We start from the raw sequence: 15,044 nt of genomic DNA, 5'->3' as shown, positions 1-15,044 counted from the left end.
AAAAGTCAAAACCCTCCGCCTAGACTAGCGAATGATTCAAAGAATCATTAGTAGGATGCGGCGGAGATTTGCTCAAGGATAGGCTCCGGTTTGGCATGGAACTTCACATCTATAGGCTTAAAAGGCATCCCGCACCCTTCAGCTTTAACGTTGGTATTATGGTATTGAGCAGCTGTCTGCATCCCAGAATATTGAAGGACCCATTCAGAGCCAAGCAATCGATATTCAAAGTCTTGAAGATCAACGCCGAGCATAATCTGAATATCTTTTGTGTCCGCGCTTTCAGTTTCTTTATAGGGATTGTATTCCCCTAGCTCACTGGCTTTAACCGTAATCCAATCAGGCACTGGAGCCTTAACTGAAACGGGAGAGCTTAGCATTCGAAAAAAGAAATGGGGATCATAAAACACAATTCTAAATACTACCGCACAATTCAGAATAATGCGTTAATCCAACCTGTTGTTGTACGAAGATTAAACTTCTCTTTTAGTATTTTTCTCATAGTCTCTTTTTACATTACTGCCCGAATAAGAGCCTTTAGTGGCTCATGATAAATAGGACGCCCATTAAAGTCGACCAGCGGACGCTTACGGCCTAATGTGTAGTACCCATCATCAGCGGTGATAAACCAGACGTTATCAGCAAAATGCACCTTCAGGCAAAGCTGAACGATCTGATCAGGTAACTTCTTCTGCAGATCAATTGATTCATATACTTCACTAATATCATCCTCTGGATCTGCACTCCAGTCGATGGAGCTACAGGCGTCATAACCCAGTGATTTGATATACTCTGTCATGCCTTGTAGTAGAGCGAATCTTTTACTGGCTTCCATCATACGTCCTACAGGTATACGTGTTTGTCGACAAAGACTTGCAGATGCTTAACATCTTCTTGCAGCGCCCAGCCTTCTTCTTCACCCTTATAGTTGCAGAGCCACACCATGGGAGTTTCTTCTGTCACTTCAGGTAGCGGCATTTCATGGGACGCGATAAATTCTTCCAGCATGCAAAGCTGATCATCATTATCATCATCCAAGTCTAAGCGATCAATCACGCCATACTCTTGCTCGAACAATACAGTCAGACGATCTTCACGTACCTGTTCAGCAATCTGCTCAAGAGAGTAGCCTTCAGCCATGAATTCAGAGGCTGGAATAGGTGCGCTGCGATAGCGACCTTCATAAATTGCATCACAAACTTTAAACACGGTTTCTTGACCATGTTTATTCACAATCTGACTAAGTTCATCTGCAATTACTTGTGCTGAATGCATCACTGTGTACCTTTTACTTTAGATACTATATATTATAATGAATATAGGCATAAAGGCAAGCTACAGATGAGACTCCCCTTGGTTTTTAGGTATTTCGTTGCGCCAAGATTCTATCTCTGCGTATTTATCTCTGAAGCTTAATTTTAGCGTTCTTAATGCGCCATCAAGGCAGCCTCTGATTTTAGCGGGAGATGTTTTAACCCGAGCGCTTTCGGATATATAAAAATCGAGATAGGGGCCATTACTGTCGTGCTCATATGACACGAAGCTCATGAATTTTAGGATATTATATCCGTCGATGCCGCAATCGGCAGAAGTAGAGGCTCGAATTAGGGGCTCATCATTAGGGTAAGCTCCCTTAAGTACAAAGACTAGGGAGGGAAGCTCATCATCGAGCCGTTCATCCACATAGATGTCAGTAACAACCTCCTTAAAATCCAGCACGCCTTGCATTTTACTTTCAAGTTTAGGCATTTCACTCGGAAGACGGTAACTCATCTGCTCCAGTCCCAATTCTTTGTATAGGACTGCGCCAGCTAATGTAACGATTGCGAAGATTGCAAGGGCAATCGAAACGCAGGCTTTGTTCGAGAGCTTGTTATTATCACTCATCATATATCTCATCCCTGTTAAATGGCAGCCAGATTGGTATTCAACTCTGAAAGAATTTCGTGAACGCGTTTGCGATCAGACGGCGATTCATTAGCATACTCAAACCAATCGTCAATACGATTCATTGCCTTTTTGTAAGCTTCATTTTCAGCACGCAGGCGTTCCATCTCAGACTTTTCACTTGCGATAGGGGTATTCTTGGCCTTGTCCCAACCTTCCTGCCAACAATCTTGACCGTAAGTCTTGCTAGGCCAAGGACACGCATCTGAACTAAGGCCGTTATTAAAGGCCAGAGCACCCTCATTGCAAATTGTTTGTTTAAGCGCTTCCGCACGCTTAGCGGCGGATTTTAGCTCCAAGCCCAATGTGCTTCTTAGGTGTTTTAGAGCTTTCACGCGACTATCTAGCGTTGCTGCTTGGCGAAATAGACCATGAGTTACTGACCCGCAAAGATGATGATGCATCCACAGGTCCCTAGCATATGACCCGTTTTTCCAAGGGCACGCCCCTTTTGACTGACCTGACAGATAGGCCCGAGCGGCATCCAGACGAATGGCTTCTTCGATAGTTAGCAGAGCATCCTCCGCATCACTCTGAAAACCATCAAAATGCCCATTTAGTGCGTCTAGAACTTGATCGCGGGTTTCGTGGCTGATATGTGGGTAATACTCAGGTGCAATAGAAACTTGCATTTTTAATTCCTTAAATTTGTACGCAGGTCTGGCTTAACGTGTTAGTTTTTCCACTTTATCTAATGGGATGAAAGTGTCTTCAGCGGCATGGGAGCGAGTCGCATAAAGGTAAGAGTACTTAACTTCCACCTCTTTGCCTTCTGCCAGTATCCGGGCATATTTATTGCCATCAAATGCAAGAAGCTGAACTCTTCGCACCGGGGCAGTCTCGCCGGGAGTATCGCCCAATTCCACAAAAGGGTAGTCCGTGTAAATTAGGTTTTCAGGATCAATATCCGCAACATCCAAATAGACCGTAAAGCGGTTTGTTTTTAGCCACGCCAGTGCAGCTTCCGAATCAACAGAGACTTCAAAGCCATCCCGATCTTTATAGGCCGGGGTACCATGTACGCGATTTGCGAACCCAAAGACATCCGCCACACCCTTGTCATGAGGAATCATATACTCAGCAACAGCATCTGCAGCAAAATCTTCACGCCAGTGAATATTAGCTAGATCCTTAATCTCTTTATCTGATGCTTGCTTAAACCATGGTAGCGCATCAAACTCAGCTGATGACTCATGGCTATCAGCCCATACCTTTGCTGGAATACTAAGCGTCATGGGAACTCCTCTCATATTTTCAATTTATTATAATGATAAAATTAATTTAAGCAATACCTTGTTGGCGCATTGTGCAGTTCTCGTATTAATTGCTGCTTTACTATTGGTGGTTCTTTAATTATTATTTCAGTTATAAAAAAAATTCTTAGGTATGTGCTATGAAAAAGCAGTTAACGTTAGCGATTACATTGGCTACGCTGTCCAGTGCCGCAATGGCGGACTTTGTTTATCGTACCCCTGCGGGTATGCAGGTTGGTTCTGCTCAGTCTGAAGAGGGTGGTGCGCCTGCTGGTGGTCATTCAAGCACTTGCGGAAGTGCTGTAATTGGCGATCAGTGTAGTATTGAGGGTCAGGATGTTTATTATGTAGGTGATTACTCAGGTGAGCGTCTTTATATGGCTTTGGCAAACGAGTCCGGTGGTTTTGAAGCAGGTCACTATAATTATTCCACGGCCGCGACAACTACAGATGGTGCTGCAAACTCTCGTATCGCATTTGACGCGATATTTTCTGGGCAAGGTATATTTAACCCGATAGATGGATACACCAATAACGCCTATCTACAGTGTATGAATAGGGGCTCTAATTGGTTTATCCCTAGTCGTGAGCAGATTAAGGCTATGTCTGATAACCTGCAGGTTCTTGATGGAGGTATTACACCATTTGGCATAAATAACGTCTATTACATGTCGTCTAGTCAGCGTGATGCTAATTCTTATTACGCGACGCATGGTCATCATGGTGGCTATAGCTGGAATTACAAAAATGGCATCGAGGCTCTTCGTTGTTTTGCGAAGGATGAGGAAGGTAAGTTACTTGCTACTGGTCCAAACAATAACGTAGCTCAGATTGGCACTAATGGTCTGGTGTACTCTTCTTATACGGCGAGTTCTACATATGGCTCTGATGTGCCAGCAGGTGCGTTTGATGGCTTCCAGTATCAGCATGCTAACCCTGAAGATGGTGCTGTTTCAGGTCGCCAAGCAAGGGGTATTTGGTTTTCTACCGGCGCGTATCCGAAGTGGATTCAAGTTGACTTCGGTGAAGGCAAGAAGGTTAAGGCTACAGGTATGGCGTTTAATAACCGTTATGCTAATGAGGGTTTTGCTGGACGACCTGAGTTGATTCGAAATGCGACGGTTCAGATTTCCGATGACGGTGTAACGTTCACTGATCATGAGAGTGTTACTGATTTGTCTCAGGATTCTAACGTAGTTTGGAATTTCTCTTCGGTTGCCGAGGCTCGGTATGTAAGGCTTCAGGTTGAAAGCAATTGGGGTGGAAGCTACTTGCATGTAGGTGAAATTCAAATTTTTGAGTAACCCTAAATTGCATAAAGGCCCGGAATGTTCCGGGCTTTTTTATGGATATAAAAGTATCAATCGTAATCCGTTTCGCGTGGCATTCTTCCGGTAGCGCTCATTACGGTGTGGGCTTCATCCAAGATGATCTTTTTTGCATCCCTCCGCGCCCGTTTCTTGCTGGGCTCAGCAATGACTTCCCACCAGCCAACCAAATGTGCACCGTTTTCTTTAGGGTGATGCTTTGCATTTGGTATTTTAATTTTCTTTCTTCCTAGAGGCTGCATATTGGTATTTCTAGTTTAAGCGCTTGGATTTATGAAACGTGATCCAGCGTTTCTTCCAGTGATGTTTTTGGTCTACGCGAAGGTACATACATCCAGTGAGTCACCTTATCCTCATTTTGGCTGGCGTTTACGAAGTACTCATCGCCAGAATGAGGGCAGACATCTGTATGATCGAAATCAGAGCCATCATAATCCTCATCCTCCCACCCCTCATACAGGATAATGACTTTTTCGCCCAATTCCGGCATTGCGTCTTCTACAGAAGTGGCCGGATAGCGTTGAAGTGCTTTTATTTCTGAAATCTTAATATTCTGATAATGTGCATCGTCCGCGGTGTAGATGGCAGTGCCTGAAATAATGTAGGTGGCTTCTTTCTCTGGGAGGTCAATGGGAAGGTTTTTAAGCCAATCGTTATGGCCTACTGATCGGATATCATCCGCAACACACGTAATGGTTCTGCCGTTTCGGTTAAAGCTGGTGTATTCCAATTGCTCTTTGACATTCTTAATGAAGTTGTCCCAGCCTTTTACGACTTCTACGGTAAATTTTACATCTGCGCGCATGTATGAATCCTTTTTATTCGGCAAAGAACCGCTAATAATTGTTAGTTATTATAAAGGAATTAAATATTTAGGCAACGGTTTTGGTCTCTGTTGTAAACAGAAAACCCTATGCCACCATTAATGGCATAGGGTTTATTATTGGAGAGAATTTATACTCTAAATTTCTGGATTTGGTTTTCCAGTTGAGTGGAGAGTTGAGATAGTTGCTCACTGTTCACTGCAACCATTTCAGAAGCAGTGGCAGTTTCTTGTGATACGCGAGAAATATTGACGATGTTGCGACTCATCTCTTCTGCAACTTGTGTTTGCTCCTCAGTAGCGGTAGCAACCTGAATCGACATATCCCGAACTGTACACATCTGTTCCACAATTCTTCCAAGCTCATCCCCTGTATGCTTAGCTGTATTAACACTGTCTTCTGCCCCGTCAGTAGAGCGATTCATAGATTCAACAGCTTCCTTAGCGCCAGTGCGGAGCCGATCATTCATATCTCGGATCTCATTAGTTGAGTTCTGGGTACGCATTGCAAGCTGACGGACTTCATCAGCCACAACGGCAAATCCTCGACCTGATTCTCCGGCACGCGCAGCTTCGATTGCCGCATTAAGTGCTAATAGATTTGTTTGTTCTGAGATTCCCTGTATTTCACTAAGCACTTTGCTTATTTCCTCGGTGTCTTCCTCCAGTGTTTTAATAACACGCCCTGAATTATCTACTTCCATTGCGAGTGCTTGTATTTTACCGATGGTGATGTCTACATTTTTATTGCCGGATTCGGCCTCGTGGTCGGCCTCATCGGTTGCTCTGGCAGAATCAGAAGCATTTTTAGATATTTCTTGAACAGTTGCTGTCATCTGATCCATGGCAACCGCGAGTAATTCAGTTTCCTTAGACTGTTGTTTGGCTCCAGCACTGGTTTGCTCTGCACTGCTTGCTAGTTGAGAGGAATTCATCTGCAACTGATGGATGGAGTTGGAAAGTTGGCGTATCAAGTGTTGAAAGTTATTTAAGGTGCTATCTACACTTTTTGCAACCTGACCGAGTTCATCTCGTGTATCTAATCGAACCCGTTGAGTTAAGTCTGCTTCCGATACGGCTTTCATGACTTTCTCGATACGATCGAGAGGGGTGATGATACTCCGTACTACAGGAATTGCGATCGACAATAGGGTGAGTGTAATAAATATGAGAATGCCCCCAAACTTCATAAGCTCGTTGTAAAAGGCTTGGTCCAAATCATCTACATAAACGCCAGTGCCGATTACCCATTCCCAAGATGAAAAGGATTTGGCAAAAGTAATTTTGGGTTGTGAAACCCCATTCTTATCCCAGTTGTAGTTAAAATACTCGGAGACATCGTGTTGTTTGGCTAAAGTGGACATTCGCCTAAATACGGCATCGCCGGAGTCAGTCTTAATGCGCCCGAGGTCTTCCCCTCTCAGTTTAGGGTTTTGGCCGTGACCTACTATAACGGCATTACCATTTATGACAAAAAAGTATTCTGTGCCACGGTATTTCATCTGCTCGAGGGCGCTTAATGCATTGGCCTTAGCTTCATCTTCGCTTATAGAGCCGCTTTGAGATAATTCGTGTTGCTGAGATACGATGCTGTGTGCGGTTTCTACGAGAGACTTTATCTCTACTTTACGCGCTTCTTTAAGCTCATGATTGCTTGAATAAAGACCAAAAATTTCAGTTAGTAGAATTGCAAAGACAGCAACGGCCACTAGAAGGTTGAGTCGAGTTCGCACCGAAAGGTTGTTCATGTTTTTTTGTCCTAAGATTATGCTTGAGGATTCATGGTTAATTTTTGTTTTATTATATATTGACGTAATTCAGAATCTCAATGGATTTACTGCCAAGTTCTACTGTCTAATGCGAGCTTTTCAGCTGGCTAGGCAGTTTAATAGGGCAAAGTTTTGCGAGTCATGTTCGCCTTGGTGCTAAGAAATTCCGGTTATTGGAAGTGGGAAACACCTTAACTTGAAGATCAGCTAAAAATTGCAGGTGGTTTTGATTTATCCAAGACCAAAATCAAAGAGTCTGCTCGCAGTGATGCTTGTGGATGCTCATCTGTGATAATGCGGTAGTCTTCCAGAACCTCAGTAATTACGCCTTGATCTGTTAAGTCACCAACCTCTGGTATTAGCGGGGTATTAGCATAGCGCGTGATTGAAAAATTCAGCGTATAGTTTGTTCTTACGTCTACTACCGCTGCTTGCAAGATTTTAAATTCAGTAGTGTCTACGGTGTCACTATCCAGTTCTGCGAGTGCCTTAATAGCGCATTCTTCCACAGCTTGCATGAGGGACTTATTTACAAGATCGATACTATAGGATTCAAGTATGCGTAGGATTTCCCAGCGAGTATAGGTTATTTGGTTATCGGGGTTAATAAGTTTTTTTGCCATGTATTGAGTGCCTGCTAGTCCCGGATGTTAAGTTATATAAGTGTTATATGAAGTATTATAATGCTGTTTTTATTTTACACAAGACATTGTTTTGCGATTGAATAAATGCAAAGTGGTATGTATTATTATCTCAATAATAAATTATAAGGTGTAATAATGAACAAATTTATTTCAAGCTGTGTTCTGTTGAGTCTTATGGCAGCGCCTATGGCATATGCTGATTTTGTTTACCGTACGCCTGCGGGTGTTGCAGTGCCTCAGCAATCGACTTCTGAACCTTTGACTGAATATGCTTGGGTTACACCAGATAATATTGATAATCTGATGTCTCAAGAGGGTATCACTGTTACGCACCCCAACATGACATCACATAATGTTTCTGGCTATATCGTGTCTGCATCATCAGAAATTAGCAATAAACCCGCATGGGAAGCATTTATCGGGGGTATGGAATTCCAAACAGGTGTGACATGGATGCCAAGCTCATTAAGTAATCAGTATATACAAATGGAATTCCCTAGTCCGACTCGTATTACCGGGTTTGGATTACTTTCACCTCCAGCAGGAACCTCTGGGGGCGGGGTCATTGATGCGACTATTCTGGTATCAAGTGATGGTGTTAATTTTACGCAAGCTTATGATTTGAATGGCATGCCGGATACGTATGTAGGTTCACCACCTGATACAGTATTAGGCACGTCACTGGCACGTCACTTTTTAAATGTATTTGATGAGACAGTGACGCATGTGAGATTGCGTGTGGATTCATTTATCCAAGATGGGAATAATAATCCAGCCGTTAAAGCTTTACGGTTTTACACTCCGCAATAATCAAGAAAGCCGGTCTATCACCGGCTTTTCATGAGGGTACTCTTCTAATTGGCGGTAAGTGCATCAATGATTAAATCATTAATGTGCTTTTCGTCTGAATTGTAGCCATGTTCTAGCCATTCAGCAGACGCATTAAGAAGCTCATTAATCAACACATAATCTTCTGATGTCAGTGTTTCCCCCCCTGTGTCGACCATCTTTTTAAGGCGGGTATCGCAGCCCTCGTTATGATTCACATGGGCGTAAAGGTCCTCTAACGAAAGCTCCAACTCTTCCAGTCGCTGCTGTATTCGGTAGAGAGGGGTGTCTCGATTATACTGACTTTGGCCCACTATAGTGGATGAAAGCTTACAGGCACTCTCCATTAACTCAGGGTAAGCAAATACGACATTGTATTTCTTTTTTGCGGCATGTAGAAAGAATTCGGCCCATCCTTCGAGATTGTTTTCACGTAGTCCATGTTTAAACACACCGTGTAGACCTTCACCGTCAACTTCCATGAACTGTGTGGCTGCGGATTGTGCAATTTCAATGCGGTCGTAAACACTGTACTTGAATGCATTGATGTAGGAGGGTTTAACCTGAGCGTCGAGTTCTTTTAAGCAGGCTTTGAGTGTGTTGAAGTCTTTAATGCCAAAGGAGGCTGCGGTGGCTTCTTGAGCAAAGCTGAGTGGTTTTTCTATACCTTGACTGGCTAGGAAGTCTTTCAGGCGTTTAGCGTTGTTTTTTGCAGTATAGCTAGCCATCTGGCTAATAAGCGGTGTAGACATGAGAGATTCTCCGTCATTTAGGCCTATTGTCGAGGTGTCCTTGTTGCTCGATGAGGCCCAAAATTTGGGAATCATCATTTGTCGTGCAAACCATCTTCACCAGAATAAGGACGGCAGGCGATGGAAGCCTTCATTTACCATAAAGCTCCCATCATTAATTTGCAACGTTTATTTTCTAACAGTGATTTCGCTTGGGGTGGTTTCAATTCTAAACTGCTTAAGATTGTCTAAGCAGCCTACGATTGATTCTTTCAAACCGGCGTCTACAGCATTTTCCGTTATGGTCATTGCACGAAATGCATTCTGCATAAGGCTAAATGCTTCTTTATCACGATGTTCATCATTGGCCCCAAATTCGTACTCAAATGGGACAGAGAAGGCGAATTCAAAGAATTGTTTGATCAGGTCAAAGTCGAGTGGAGCTTCGGCATAGATCCCAATTTTACCACAGATACACACTTGGGTATTGCTGTGTCCATCCTGTTCGCATTTCTCAAGGTAAGCATTTTCACTGAGTGTAATGATAATCTCATCAAAACAGCGAGCCAGCGCGCGGGTATTGATGGATCTTAGGTGTTTAAGGCCGTCATCGGAATATGTTCCCCGGTTGTGAGTACGCTGAAGAAAGGTTTCAAGTGCACAATAATAGGGGTCTTTTTGATGTGTCGTGATTGTATATACCGGACGATCATCTTCTTTGAATAGGGTAAATACACCTGCTTGAGACAATGCCTCAGGGTTGATGAATGCAGGAAATCGTAGGTATAGTTTAATAGGCATTTCAACAACGATCATAGTGCATGTCCTTTGTTTGATTGGGTATTTTGGGCTGCAATTTTTTGTTTCTCAGGGTATGCGAATTCAACAATCTTCGCATGTGCTTTTTGAGCATCTTCAAGATTTCTATATATTACGCAGGAAGCAAATCCACCACTAGAAATGCATAGCTCACCCATGTCTTCAAGTGTCGGTGGCAGGCGGTTGTATGGTCCTGCAAGTCGAGGGTCCCAAATTTCTATCGTGGTTGTGGAAACCCATTTCCCTCTGAATTTGACAGCTTTTTGATCGACATTACCTCTGACTTGGAAATCTTCAGGAATGTAAGTGGTTCGAGCGGCTTCGAAAGCGCTTTTGCAGAGACCGGATTTTGTTTCAGTTGACTCCCAATAGCTGTTAAATAGCGCTTCTTTGAGTGTCTGAACCCTTGCTTCGCAATGAGCGCTCAACTGTTTACTGATAGTTTCTTGGCATTGAGTGAATGAATAGTCATTGTCTACTTCATACTGGGCAATCGTATTGTATTTCTCACCAAACGCAAATAGGCCGGGTAAGTTGTAAGAAAGCCAGTCATGGTTTCCATTGCTCACAAGCTCAGGCAGCTTTTTACATGAAAGGCCACCTTCTTGATCGGCAATCTGGATAGAGTGCTGTTTAACTCCGTTAATCCACAGGATTGCGCATGAGGTAAACACCGCTGCCATTAAGCAGAAGTTCAATACCTTGTCAGGTTTGTTTGGGTCTCGTTGTGTATCGGTAGCCATCAAGTCGATCCTTTCTTCTATTGAGCCTATAGTTTGTTAGGTTATGGCCATATTTCGCCATAACGTCTCTCAGACCAATCAGCCCAAGTTTTAAGTACGTGATTTGAATCCGCGCCGTACCATCCCGAACAATGGATAGGGTTGTATTCGATTACCTTATAGCCTTCTTTGGTTAGGGCTATATCCATCACGACACAGGGGGCGGGGATGTATTTATCAGCCAAAGCCTGTGCCACCTGAAATAGGTCAGGGTTTGTATGCCGCTCACAGGCCATTTTATTGTTTCTTCGATAGAGGCTAATTTCTATTACGTAGCCACCAATAACCCAACAGCGCCATTCCGCTTCAATCTCAGTTAGTGGGCTGGCCCAGCAAACAAGGTCTTCATCGATACAACGGTCCTGCTTGTGTTTAGCCCATGTTTCCCGAGTATAGACTCCACCTAGGAAAGCCTTATCGATTTTGTCAGGTCGTAAATGTAGGGGCCCGAACTCTTCTAGTGCATCATTAATATCAGAGACCGTTATGGCTTTGCCGTGGCTATTCAGTGCGTCATCGGCAAGGATGGGCATCCATGTAGTGGCAGCGAAGCGGTCTTCTTCGTGCCATATAAATTTACCTAAAGAACTCTCTTTGATCTTTCGAATGAACTGCACTGAGCCATAAGGCAAAACAAGCAGATCATCTACAGGCCAGTCTACCCCACACTTATCAGGGTTAAATTCTCTATTACTTGAGCGATCCTCCAGTGAGTATCCTTCTGCAAATGCAAAATCGGCTACAGGACCTGTTAGACGCACTACATGATTATTTTGTACGAAAAAGATGGGATTAATCATTCTCAATCCCAGCTAGCTAAGTTTTTCTGCTTAACCACATTGGTTTTAGCGTTGAACTCGCTAATGATGGGCTCTACCATGTTGGCAATGTAGGCTGCTTGCACCATGACTGCGTAGAACTTATTAGCACAATCCTGAAGCTGTTCTTTTGAAATCGATTCTCTTTGATGTTCCTGTAAAATGATGTAAATCTTGCCATCTTTGTTTTTAAAGTTACTCACACTCAACGTGGGTATTGTGCCATTCATCCTTGGTAGTTCTTCGCAGTCTTCGAATTTAGAGGTGGGTATATCAAACTTTGCCTTATTTGTGCGCACCTCAAATCGGTCATGTGCAAGTCGACCAAAACTACCATAGGTGTGGGACCAATGAGTAATAAGGTTATTGGTTTCTACGACCATTTCTTCAGATGTGAATGTCTTTTTGAATTCTTCAGCAATATATCCCTTCAGTTCAGGCGATAATCCATTGGATAGTTGAGGGTTATTTGTAATGCTGTTCGAAACACTAGTTGCAGTGAGTGTGACGTGGGATGGCACAGTAAGATACACTTCTTTAGATCCGATCAGCCATTCACTAATTTCTGCAGGTAAAATATGATCTTCTGCTAATTTGTATGTGATACTTCCTAAGAGGGAGCACAACATGATGGCTGCTAAAAAAAATGCAAATACTTTTTGACCTTTAGGTGCTTTAAGGGTTTCAGTGGACATAGGACCTCTTTTTTATAACTAAAAATATTTATGAAGAGCTTATTCTACCCATTAGGGCTAGCTGCATCTGAGTTATACATCCCAACGCGGGCTTTGTTAAACTTATATAACTTTGTGAATAACCCCTGATGCGCACAAAATGATCATGCAAGCCAACCAGATCCACATTATTAGGTCAAAGCCTTTACTCAGGGATGTCCTATGTACTGCCCAATCAGCCCAAGTTAACCACTTATGTCGCCATGGATGACCCTTGGGTAGTAGTGGTGTCATCAAATTAGTTAGCAGCCACGTCGGTACAGCAGATACCATAAGCGCATAACGCCTTATATTCTCCTACTGTCCTCATGTTGAATTAGCCCCTGTAATTATCTAAATGTGCGCCCGAAGGCGCAGAAACATTACAAACCTTAACTTAAATCGATCAATACATCAGGCTTATCCAAATCTTCAATTTTGAATGACTGGGTAAAGACATCATACATGGAGGACATGAACTTCGGTGTAGTGCGGAATTTAAATGTACCCGTACATCCGACAATCAACACGGGACATTCAACGCGCATTTCGCCTGATTCAAGCTCAGTTGCAAGTGCATTTGGAAACTCTTCAGTGGCATTACACTCATCTTCAATCAACTGGGACCAAAAGCCACCGTTAAATGGCATTGCCAGATGACTTAGCTCTTCCTGTTTCACAACATCCGATAGATGCTTAATGCGCTCAATCATACCCAATGTTAGCTCAGCTACAAAAGTGTGCGGGCGTTCGTCTTGCTCTGCGGCGGAATAAACACTCGAAATAAGCAATTTAGACATTATAACTTCCTCTCTCAATTTATGGTATTTATTATAATGAAATTAAAGGAATTAGCAATACCTACAGTAGATCTATTTCTGATTTGATTTGGGAAACAGTATCTTTTGCCGTCGTCAGCTGCCTCTCCAAAACCTCAAGAGCGGCCTTATAGGTTTCCTCCAGTGCTTCTATCTCTTCTGGGGAGCGTTGCAGTAATTGCTCAAGTTGTTTCTCTACGGAAGTGACTTGATTGCAGATTTCTTCCGCATGCTTCTCAGCCTCCGGAAGCAGCTTGATTAAACCTGCTTTGCGCTCTTCAAAGTCCAACCAAATCTCACAATTCTCATGCTCTGTGCCATACTCCTTCGCCACACGGTATTCAATCGAGCCACCACGAAGTACGCCACGCCGCTGATCACTGTAATCAAAACCACCTTCTACCACTTTAATCCAGTGAAGAAAGCCTTTTTGCTGGCCTTTTTGTTTTCCGTGAGAGTACACGCCCATTTCTGCTAGGATGCGATCGGCATGTTTACCCGCTTTCTTCCTGAATAACTCTATGCCAAACTCTGTTGACAGGGCGGCCGTAAGCTTTTGTAACTTGCAAGGTCTGCCGTGGCTCATGAAAGTCGCTCCTTTCGAAATGCATTCAATTGCGCCAATGTGACAGCGGGTGTAAAAGGCTTGGGCAAGTCCATCGAAAAATGCTGAACGTACCCCGGAATCTGGAGGCACTCACTTCGGGATCGCATAGCGCGCCAGAGCTGCTCGGCAAGGAAAGAATTCTCAGCGCCAAGATACCGCACATTAAAACTACGGCTTCGATGAGAAAATAGGATTTCCAATACGACCCTGCATCGCTCTTGTGTACCTAAATCACAGCATATTAATCCACGCCCAGTCCTTACTTCTAAGTACATCCAGTACTGAACGCCCTGACCTTCAACGCTACCTATTAGAATAAAATCCCGCTCCAAGGTGTTCTGACTGATATTCATCTTTTACACTTTCTGGCCTGTAGTTGATAGGGTTACGCGAATGCTCTGCCAGAACTATTCGCGGATAAATGTGGAGAACTGGGTATTTGCCTCATAATCCCAATCACCGATTGTGATCTTGGTGTCATATAAGCGGCCTGTAGCATCCAGTGAGTCAATAAACAGGAAGGACACCCATCGGCCAATCCGTTCAGTGAGAAGCGCTTCGGCTGCCTTAGGGGTATCCACATCTAACACGACGCTTTGCTCGCCGTTAAAGAACTCTGGAACCTCACCTGTAAACTGAATAACAAATACTTTCTTGATCTTGCCGCTCATGCCGCTACTCCTTTGATATCACCTGTCCAATTATACTGCTTATTCTTTTCTACCCAGTATGCCGCCGTCAAGATCCCTTCTTCCAGTGGAATTTCTACGTCGTACTGTCGAGAAATAGATGACAGGATTGTATTCATCTCTGAAGGGCTGCGCTTACCAATCGTAATAAACGTTTTGGCAAGCGAGATAATAAACTGCAAGGAGGGCTCACTGTTTCGCAACGTCTCCAACCAGTCACCAAAACCGTTCGCCGTAGGATAATGGGCGATGTACTTTTCGACACTGCCATAAAGCTCTTTCAAAACCGGATCATTATTGTATTGATCTGCAATGAAGTTTCGGTATGTTCTAATCATGGGAAACCCTCTCTCTAAGAATAATATTTATTATAATGAAAATATTAATAACCACAAGTGTTTATTATTGGCACAACTTCCTCCTTTATTTTACTTAACGCATTCTGGATCTACCTAGGATCTAGAATTCCTTATCG

General features: G+C 43.4%; 22 protein-coding genes. 2 read left to right on the top strand and 20 right to left on the bottom strand.

All coding sequences use genetic code 11. From position 1 onward, the window contains the following. Nucleotides 1–47 precede the first annotated feature (47 nt). From ACMXYT_RS19910 to ACMXYT_RS19885, 6 genes are all read right to left on the bottom strand, one after another. Nucleotides 48–347 carry a hypothetical protein gene (locus ACMXYT_RS19910; RefSeq protein WP_415913358.1) on the bottom strand — a complete coding sequence of 100 codons (300 nt, stop codon included), beginning with the start codon at nt 345–347 and terminating at the stop codon, nt 48–50. A gap of 164 nt (nt 348–511) precedes the next feature. Then, nucleotides 512–835, bottom strand: a complete 324-nt coding sequence (locus ACMXYT_RS19905) for a hypothetical protein (RefSeq protein ID WP_415913357.1) — start codon at nt 833–835, stop codon at nt 512–514. Between the two features lie 8 nt (nt 836–843). Further along, nucleotides 844–1,275: a hypothetical protein gene (locus tag ACMXYT_RS19900; protein WP_415913356.1), complete on the bottom strand. Its 432-nt coding sequence runs from the start codon at nt 1,273–1,275 to the stop codon at nt 844–846. 60 nt (nt 1,276–1,335) lie between these two features. After that, a complete protein-coding gene (locus ACMXYT_RS19895; RefSeq protein ID WP_415913355.1) occupies nt 1,336–1,887 on the bottom strand; it encodes a hypothetical protein in 552 nt (183 codons plus the stop codon). Nucleotides 1,888–1,904: 17 nt separating this feature from the next. Continuing rightward, nucleotides 1,905–2,579 (bottom strand): hypothetical protein, encoded by a 675-nt coding sequence (locus tag ACMXYT_RS19890; RefSeq protein WP_415913354.1) that lies wholly within the window; start codon nt 2,577–2,579, stop codon nt 1,905–1,907. A gap of 33 nt (nt 2,580–2,612) precedes the next feature. Next, nucleotides 2,613–3,182 carry a hypothetical protein gene (locus ACMXYT_RS19885; protein WP_415913353.1) on the bottom strand — a complete coding sequence of 190 codons (570 nt, stop codon included), beginning with the start codon at nt 3,180–3,182 and terminating at the stop codon, nt 2,613–2,615. Between the two features lie 158 nt (nt 3,183–3,340). Between ACMXYT_RS19885 and ACMXYT_RS19880 the strand changes: the two genes are divergently transcribed. Next, nucleotides 3,341–4,504: a discoidin domain-containing protein gene (locus tag ACMXYT_RS19880; protein ID WP_415913352.1), complete on the top strand. Its 1,164-nt coding sequence runs from the start codon at nt 3,341–3,343 to the stop codon at nt 4,502–4,504. Nucleotides 4,505–4,560: 56 nt separating this feature from the next. On the opposite strand, the gene ACMXYT_RS19875 is transcribed toward ACMXYT_RS19880, so the two are convergent. The 4 genes from ACMXYT_RS19875 to ACMXYT_RS19860 all read right to left on the bottom strand — a co-directional run bounded on the left by ACMXYT_RS19875 (nt 4,561) and on the right by ACMXYT_RS19860 (nt 7,743). Beyond that, nucleotides 4,561–4,770 carry a hypothetical protein gene (locus ACMXYT_RS19875; RefSeq protein ID WP_415913351.1) on the bottom strand — a complete coding sequence of 70 codons (210 nt, stop codon included), beginning with the start codon at nt 4,768–4,770 and terminating at the stop codon, nt 4,561–4,563. Nucleotides 4,771–4,799: 29 nt separating this feature from the next. After that, nucleotides 4,800–5,333: a DUF551 domain-containing protein gene (locus ACMXYT_RS19870; RefSeq protein ID WP_415913350.1), complete on the bottom strand. Its 534-nt coding sequence runs from the start codon at nt 5,331–5,333 to the stop codon at nt 4,800–4,802. 149 nt (nt 5,334–5,482) lie between these two features. Then, complete coding sequence (locus ACMXYT_RS19865; protein ID WP_415913349.1) at nt 5,483–7,099, bottom strand: methyl-accepting chemotaxis protein; 1,617 nt, start codon at nt 7,097–7,099, stop codon at nt 5,483–5,485. Between the two features lie 224 nt (nt 7,100–7,323). Beyond that, nucleotides 7,324–7,743, bottom strand: a complete 420-nt coding sequence (locus ACMXYT_RS19860) for a hypothetical protein (RefSeq protein ID WP_415913348.1) — start codon at nt 7,741–7,743, stop codon at nt 7,324–7,326. A gap of 195 nt (nt 7,744–7,938) precedes the next feature. On the opposite strand from ACMXYT_RS19860, the gene ACMXYT_RS19855 reads away from it, so the two are divergent. Beyond that, nucleotides 7,939–8,574, top strand: coding sequence for a discoidin domain-containing protein (locus ACMXYT_RS19855; protein ID WP_415913435.1), 636 nt, complete (start codon nt 7,939–7,941; stop codon nt 8,572–8,574). A gap of 44 nt (nt 8,575–8,618) precedes the next feature. Here the strand turns inward: ACMXYT_RS19855 and ACMXYT_RS19850 are convergent, their stop codons facing one another. The 10 genes from ACMXYT_RS19850 to ACMXYT_RS19805 form a co-directional block, all read right to left on the bottom strand. Next, nucleotides 8,619–9,344 (bottom strand): hypothetical protein, encoded by a 726-nt coding sequence (locus ACMXYT_RS19850; RefSeq protein WP_415913347.1) that lies wholly within the window; start codon nt 9,342–9,344, stop codon nt 8,619–8,621. Nucleotides 9,345–9,512: 168 nt separating this feature from the next. Next, nucleotides 9,513–10,139, bottom strand: coding sequence for a hypothetical protein (locus ACMXYT_RS19845; protein WP_415913346.1), 627 nt, complete (start codon nt 10,137–10,139; stop codon nt 9,513–9,515). Continuing rightward, nucleotides 10,136–10,885, bottom strand: a complete 750-nt coding sequence (locus tag ACMXYT_RS19840; protein ID WP_415913345.1) for a hypothetical protein — start codon at nt 10,883–10,885, stop codon at nt 10,136–10,138. Before ACMXYT_RS19840 ends, ACMXYT_RS19845 begins: the two co-directional genes overlap by 4 nt. 41 nt (nt 10,886–10,926) lie before the next feature. Next, the gene (locus tag ACMXYT_RS19835) at nt 10,927–11,724 is read right to left on the bottom strand and encodes an ATP-grasp domain-containing protein (protein WP_415913344.1); all 798 of its coding nucleotides are present in this window, start codon (nt 11,722–11,724) and stop codon (nt 10,927–10,929) included. A gap of 2 nt (nt 11,725–11,726) precedes the next feature. Next, nucleotides 11,727–12,437 carry a hypothetical protein gene (locus ACMXYT_RS19830; protein WP_415913343.1) on the bottom strand — a complete coding sequence of 237 codons (711 nt, stop codon included), beginning with the start codon at nt 12,435–12,437 and terminating at the stop codon, nt 11,727–11,729. A 410-nt stretch (nt 12,438–12,847) separates the two neighbouring features. After that, a complete protein-coding gene (locus tag ACMXYT_RS19825) occupies nt 12,848–13,255 on the bottom strand; it encodes a hypothetical protein (protein ID WP_415913342.1) in 408 nt (135 codons plus the stop codon). Nucleotides 13,256–13,316: 61 nt separating this feature from the next. After that, entirely contained in the window at nt 13,317–13,859 is a 543-nt protein-coding gene (locus tag ACMXYT_RS19820) for a hypothetical protein (RefSeq protein WP_415913341.1), read from the bottom strand. Further along, complete coding sequence (locus ACMXYT_RS19815; RefSeq protein WP_415913340.1) at nt 13,856–14,233, bottom strand: hypothetical protein; 378 nt, start codon at nt 14,231–14,233, stop codon at nt 13,856–13,858. Before ACMXYT_RS19815 ends, ACMXYT_RS19820 begins: the two co-directional genes overlap by 4 nt. Before the next feature lie 54 nt (nt 14,234–14,287). Beyond that, entirely contained in the window at nt 14,288–14,551 is a 264-nt protein-coding gene (locus ACMXYT_RS19810; RefSeq protein ID WP_415913339.1) for a hypothetical protein, read from the bottom strand. Beyond that, a complete protein-coding gene (locus ACMXYT_RS19805) occupies nt 14,548–14,907 on the bottom strand; it encodes a hypothetical protein (RefSeq protein WP_415913338.1) in 360 nt (119 codons plus the stop codon). The genes ACMXYT_RS19810 and ACMXYT_RS19805 overlap by 4 nt, the downstream gene beginning before the upstream one ends. Nucleotides 14,908–15,044 lie beyond the last annotated feature (137 nt).

The organism is Neptuniibacter sp. QD37_11, from assembly GCF_047778105.1.
GTDB lineage: Bacteria > Pseudomonadota > Gammaproteobacteria > Pseudomonadales > Balneatricaceae > Neptuniibacter.
The sequence above is the reverse complement of the archived record's forward strand: the minus strand, read 5'-3'. Positions and strand labels throughout refer to the sequence as shown.

Bases quoted from the DNA above. Each gene is read 5' to 3' on its own strand.
- ACMXYT_RS19905 (WP_415913357.1), bottom strand. From the start codon at position 835: ATGGAAGCCAGTAAAAGATTCGCTCTACTACAAGGCATGACAGAGTAT.
- ACMXYT_RS19900 (WP_415913356.1), bottom strand. From the start codon at position 1,275: ATGCATTCAGCACAAGTAATTGCAGATGAACTTAGTCAGATTGTGAAT.
- ACMXYT_RS19895 (WP_415913355.1), bottom strand. From the start codon at position 1,887: ATGAGTGATAATAACAAGCTCTCGAACAAAGCCTGCGTTTCGATTGCC.
- ACMXYT_RS19890 (WP_415913354.1), bottom strand. From the start codon at position 2,579: ATGCAAGTTTCTATTGCACCTGAGTATTACCCACATATCAGCCACGAA.
- ACMXYT_RS19885 (WP_415913353.1), bottom strand. From the start codon at position 3,182: ATGACGCTTAGTATTCCAGCAAAGGTATGGGCTGATAGCCATGAGTCA.
- ACMXYT_RS19880 (WP_415913352.1), top strand. From the start codon at position 3,341: ATGAAAAAGCAGTTAACGTTAGCGATTACATTGGCTACGCTGTCCAGT.
- ACMXYT_RS19875 (WP_415913351.1), bottom strand. From the start codon at position 4,770: ATGCAGCCTCTAGGAAGAAAGAAAATTAAAATACCAAATGCAAAGCAT.
- ACMXYT_RS19870 (WP_415913350.1), bottom strand. From the start codon at position 5,333: ATGCGCGCAGATGTAAAATTTACCGTAGAAGTCGTAAAAGGCTGGGAC.
- ACMXYT_RS19865 (WP_415913349.1), bottom strand. From the start codon at position 7,099: ATGAACAACCTTTCGGTGCGAACTCGACTCAACCTTCTAGTGGCCGTT.
- ACMXYT_RS19860 (WP_415913348.1), bottom strand. From the start codon at position 7,743: ATGGCAAAAAAACTTATTAACCCCGATAACCAAATAACCTATACTCGC.
- ACMXYT_RS19855 (WP_415913435.1), top strand. From the start codon at position 7,939: ATGGCAGCGCCTATGGCATATGCTGATTTTGTTTACCGTACGCCTGCG.
- ACMXYT_RS19850 (WP_415913347.1), bottom strand. From the start codon at position 9,344: ATGTCTACACCGCTTATTAGCCAGATGGCTAGCTATACTGCAAAAAAC.
- ACMXYT_RS19845 (WP_415913346.1), bottom strand. From the start codon at position 10,139: ATGATCGTTGTTGAAATGCCTATTAAACTATACCTACGATTTCCTGCA.
- ACMXYT_RS19840 (WP_415913345.1), bottom strand. From the start codon at position 10,885: ATGGCTACCGATACACAACGAGACCCAAACAAACCTGACAAGGTATTG.
- ACMXYT_RS19835 (WP_415913344.1), bottom strand. From the start codon at position 11,724: ATGATTAATCCCATCTTTTTCGTACAAAATAATCATGTAGTGCGTCTA.
- ACMXYT_RS19830 (WP_415913343.1), bottom strand. From the start codon at position 12,437: ATGTCCACTGAAACCCTTAAAGCACCTAAAGGTCAAAAAGTATTTGCA.
- ACMXYT_RS19825 (WP_415913342.1), bottom strand. From the start codon at position 13,255: ATGTCTAAATTGCTTATTTCGAGTGTTTATTCCGCCGCAGAGCAAGAC.
- ACMXYT_RS19820 (WP_415913341.1), bottom strand. From the start codon at position 13,859: ATGAGCCACGGCAGACCTTGCAAGTTACAAAAGCTTACGGCCGCCCTG.
- ACMXYT_RS19815 (WP_415913340.1), bottom strand. From the start codon at position 14,233: ATGAATATCAGTCAGAACACCTTGGAGCGGGATTTTATTCTAATAGGT.
- ACMXYT_RS19810 (WP_415913339.1), bottom strand. From the start codon at position 14,551: ATGAGCGGCAAGATCAAGAAAGTATTTGTTATTCAGTTTACAGGTGAG.
- ACMXYT_RS19805 (WP_415913338.1), bottom strand. From the start codon at position 14,907: ATGATTAGAACATACCGAAACTTCATTGCAGATCAATACAATAATGAT.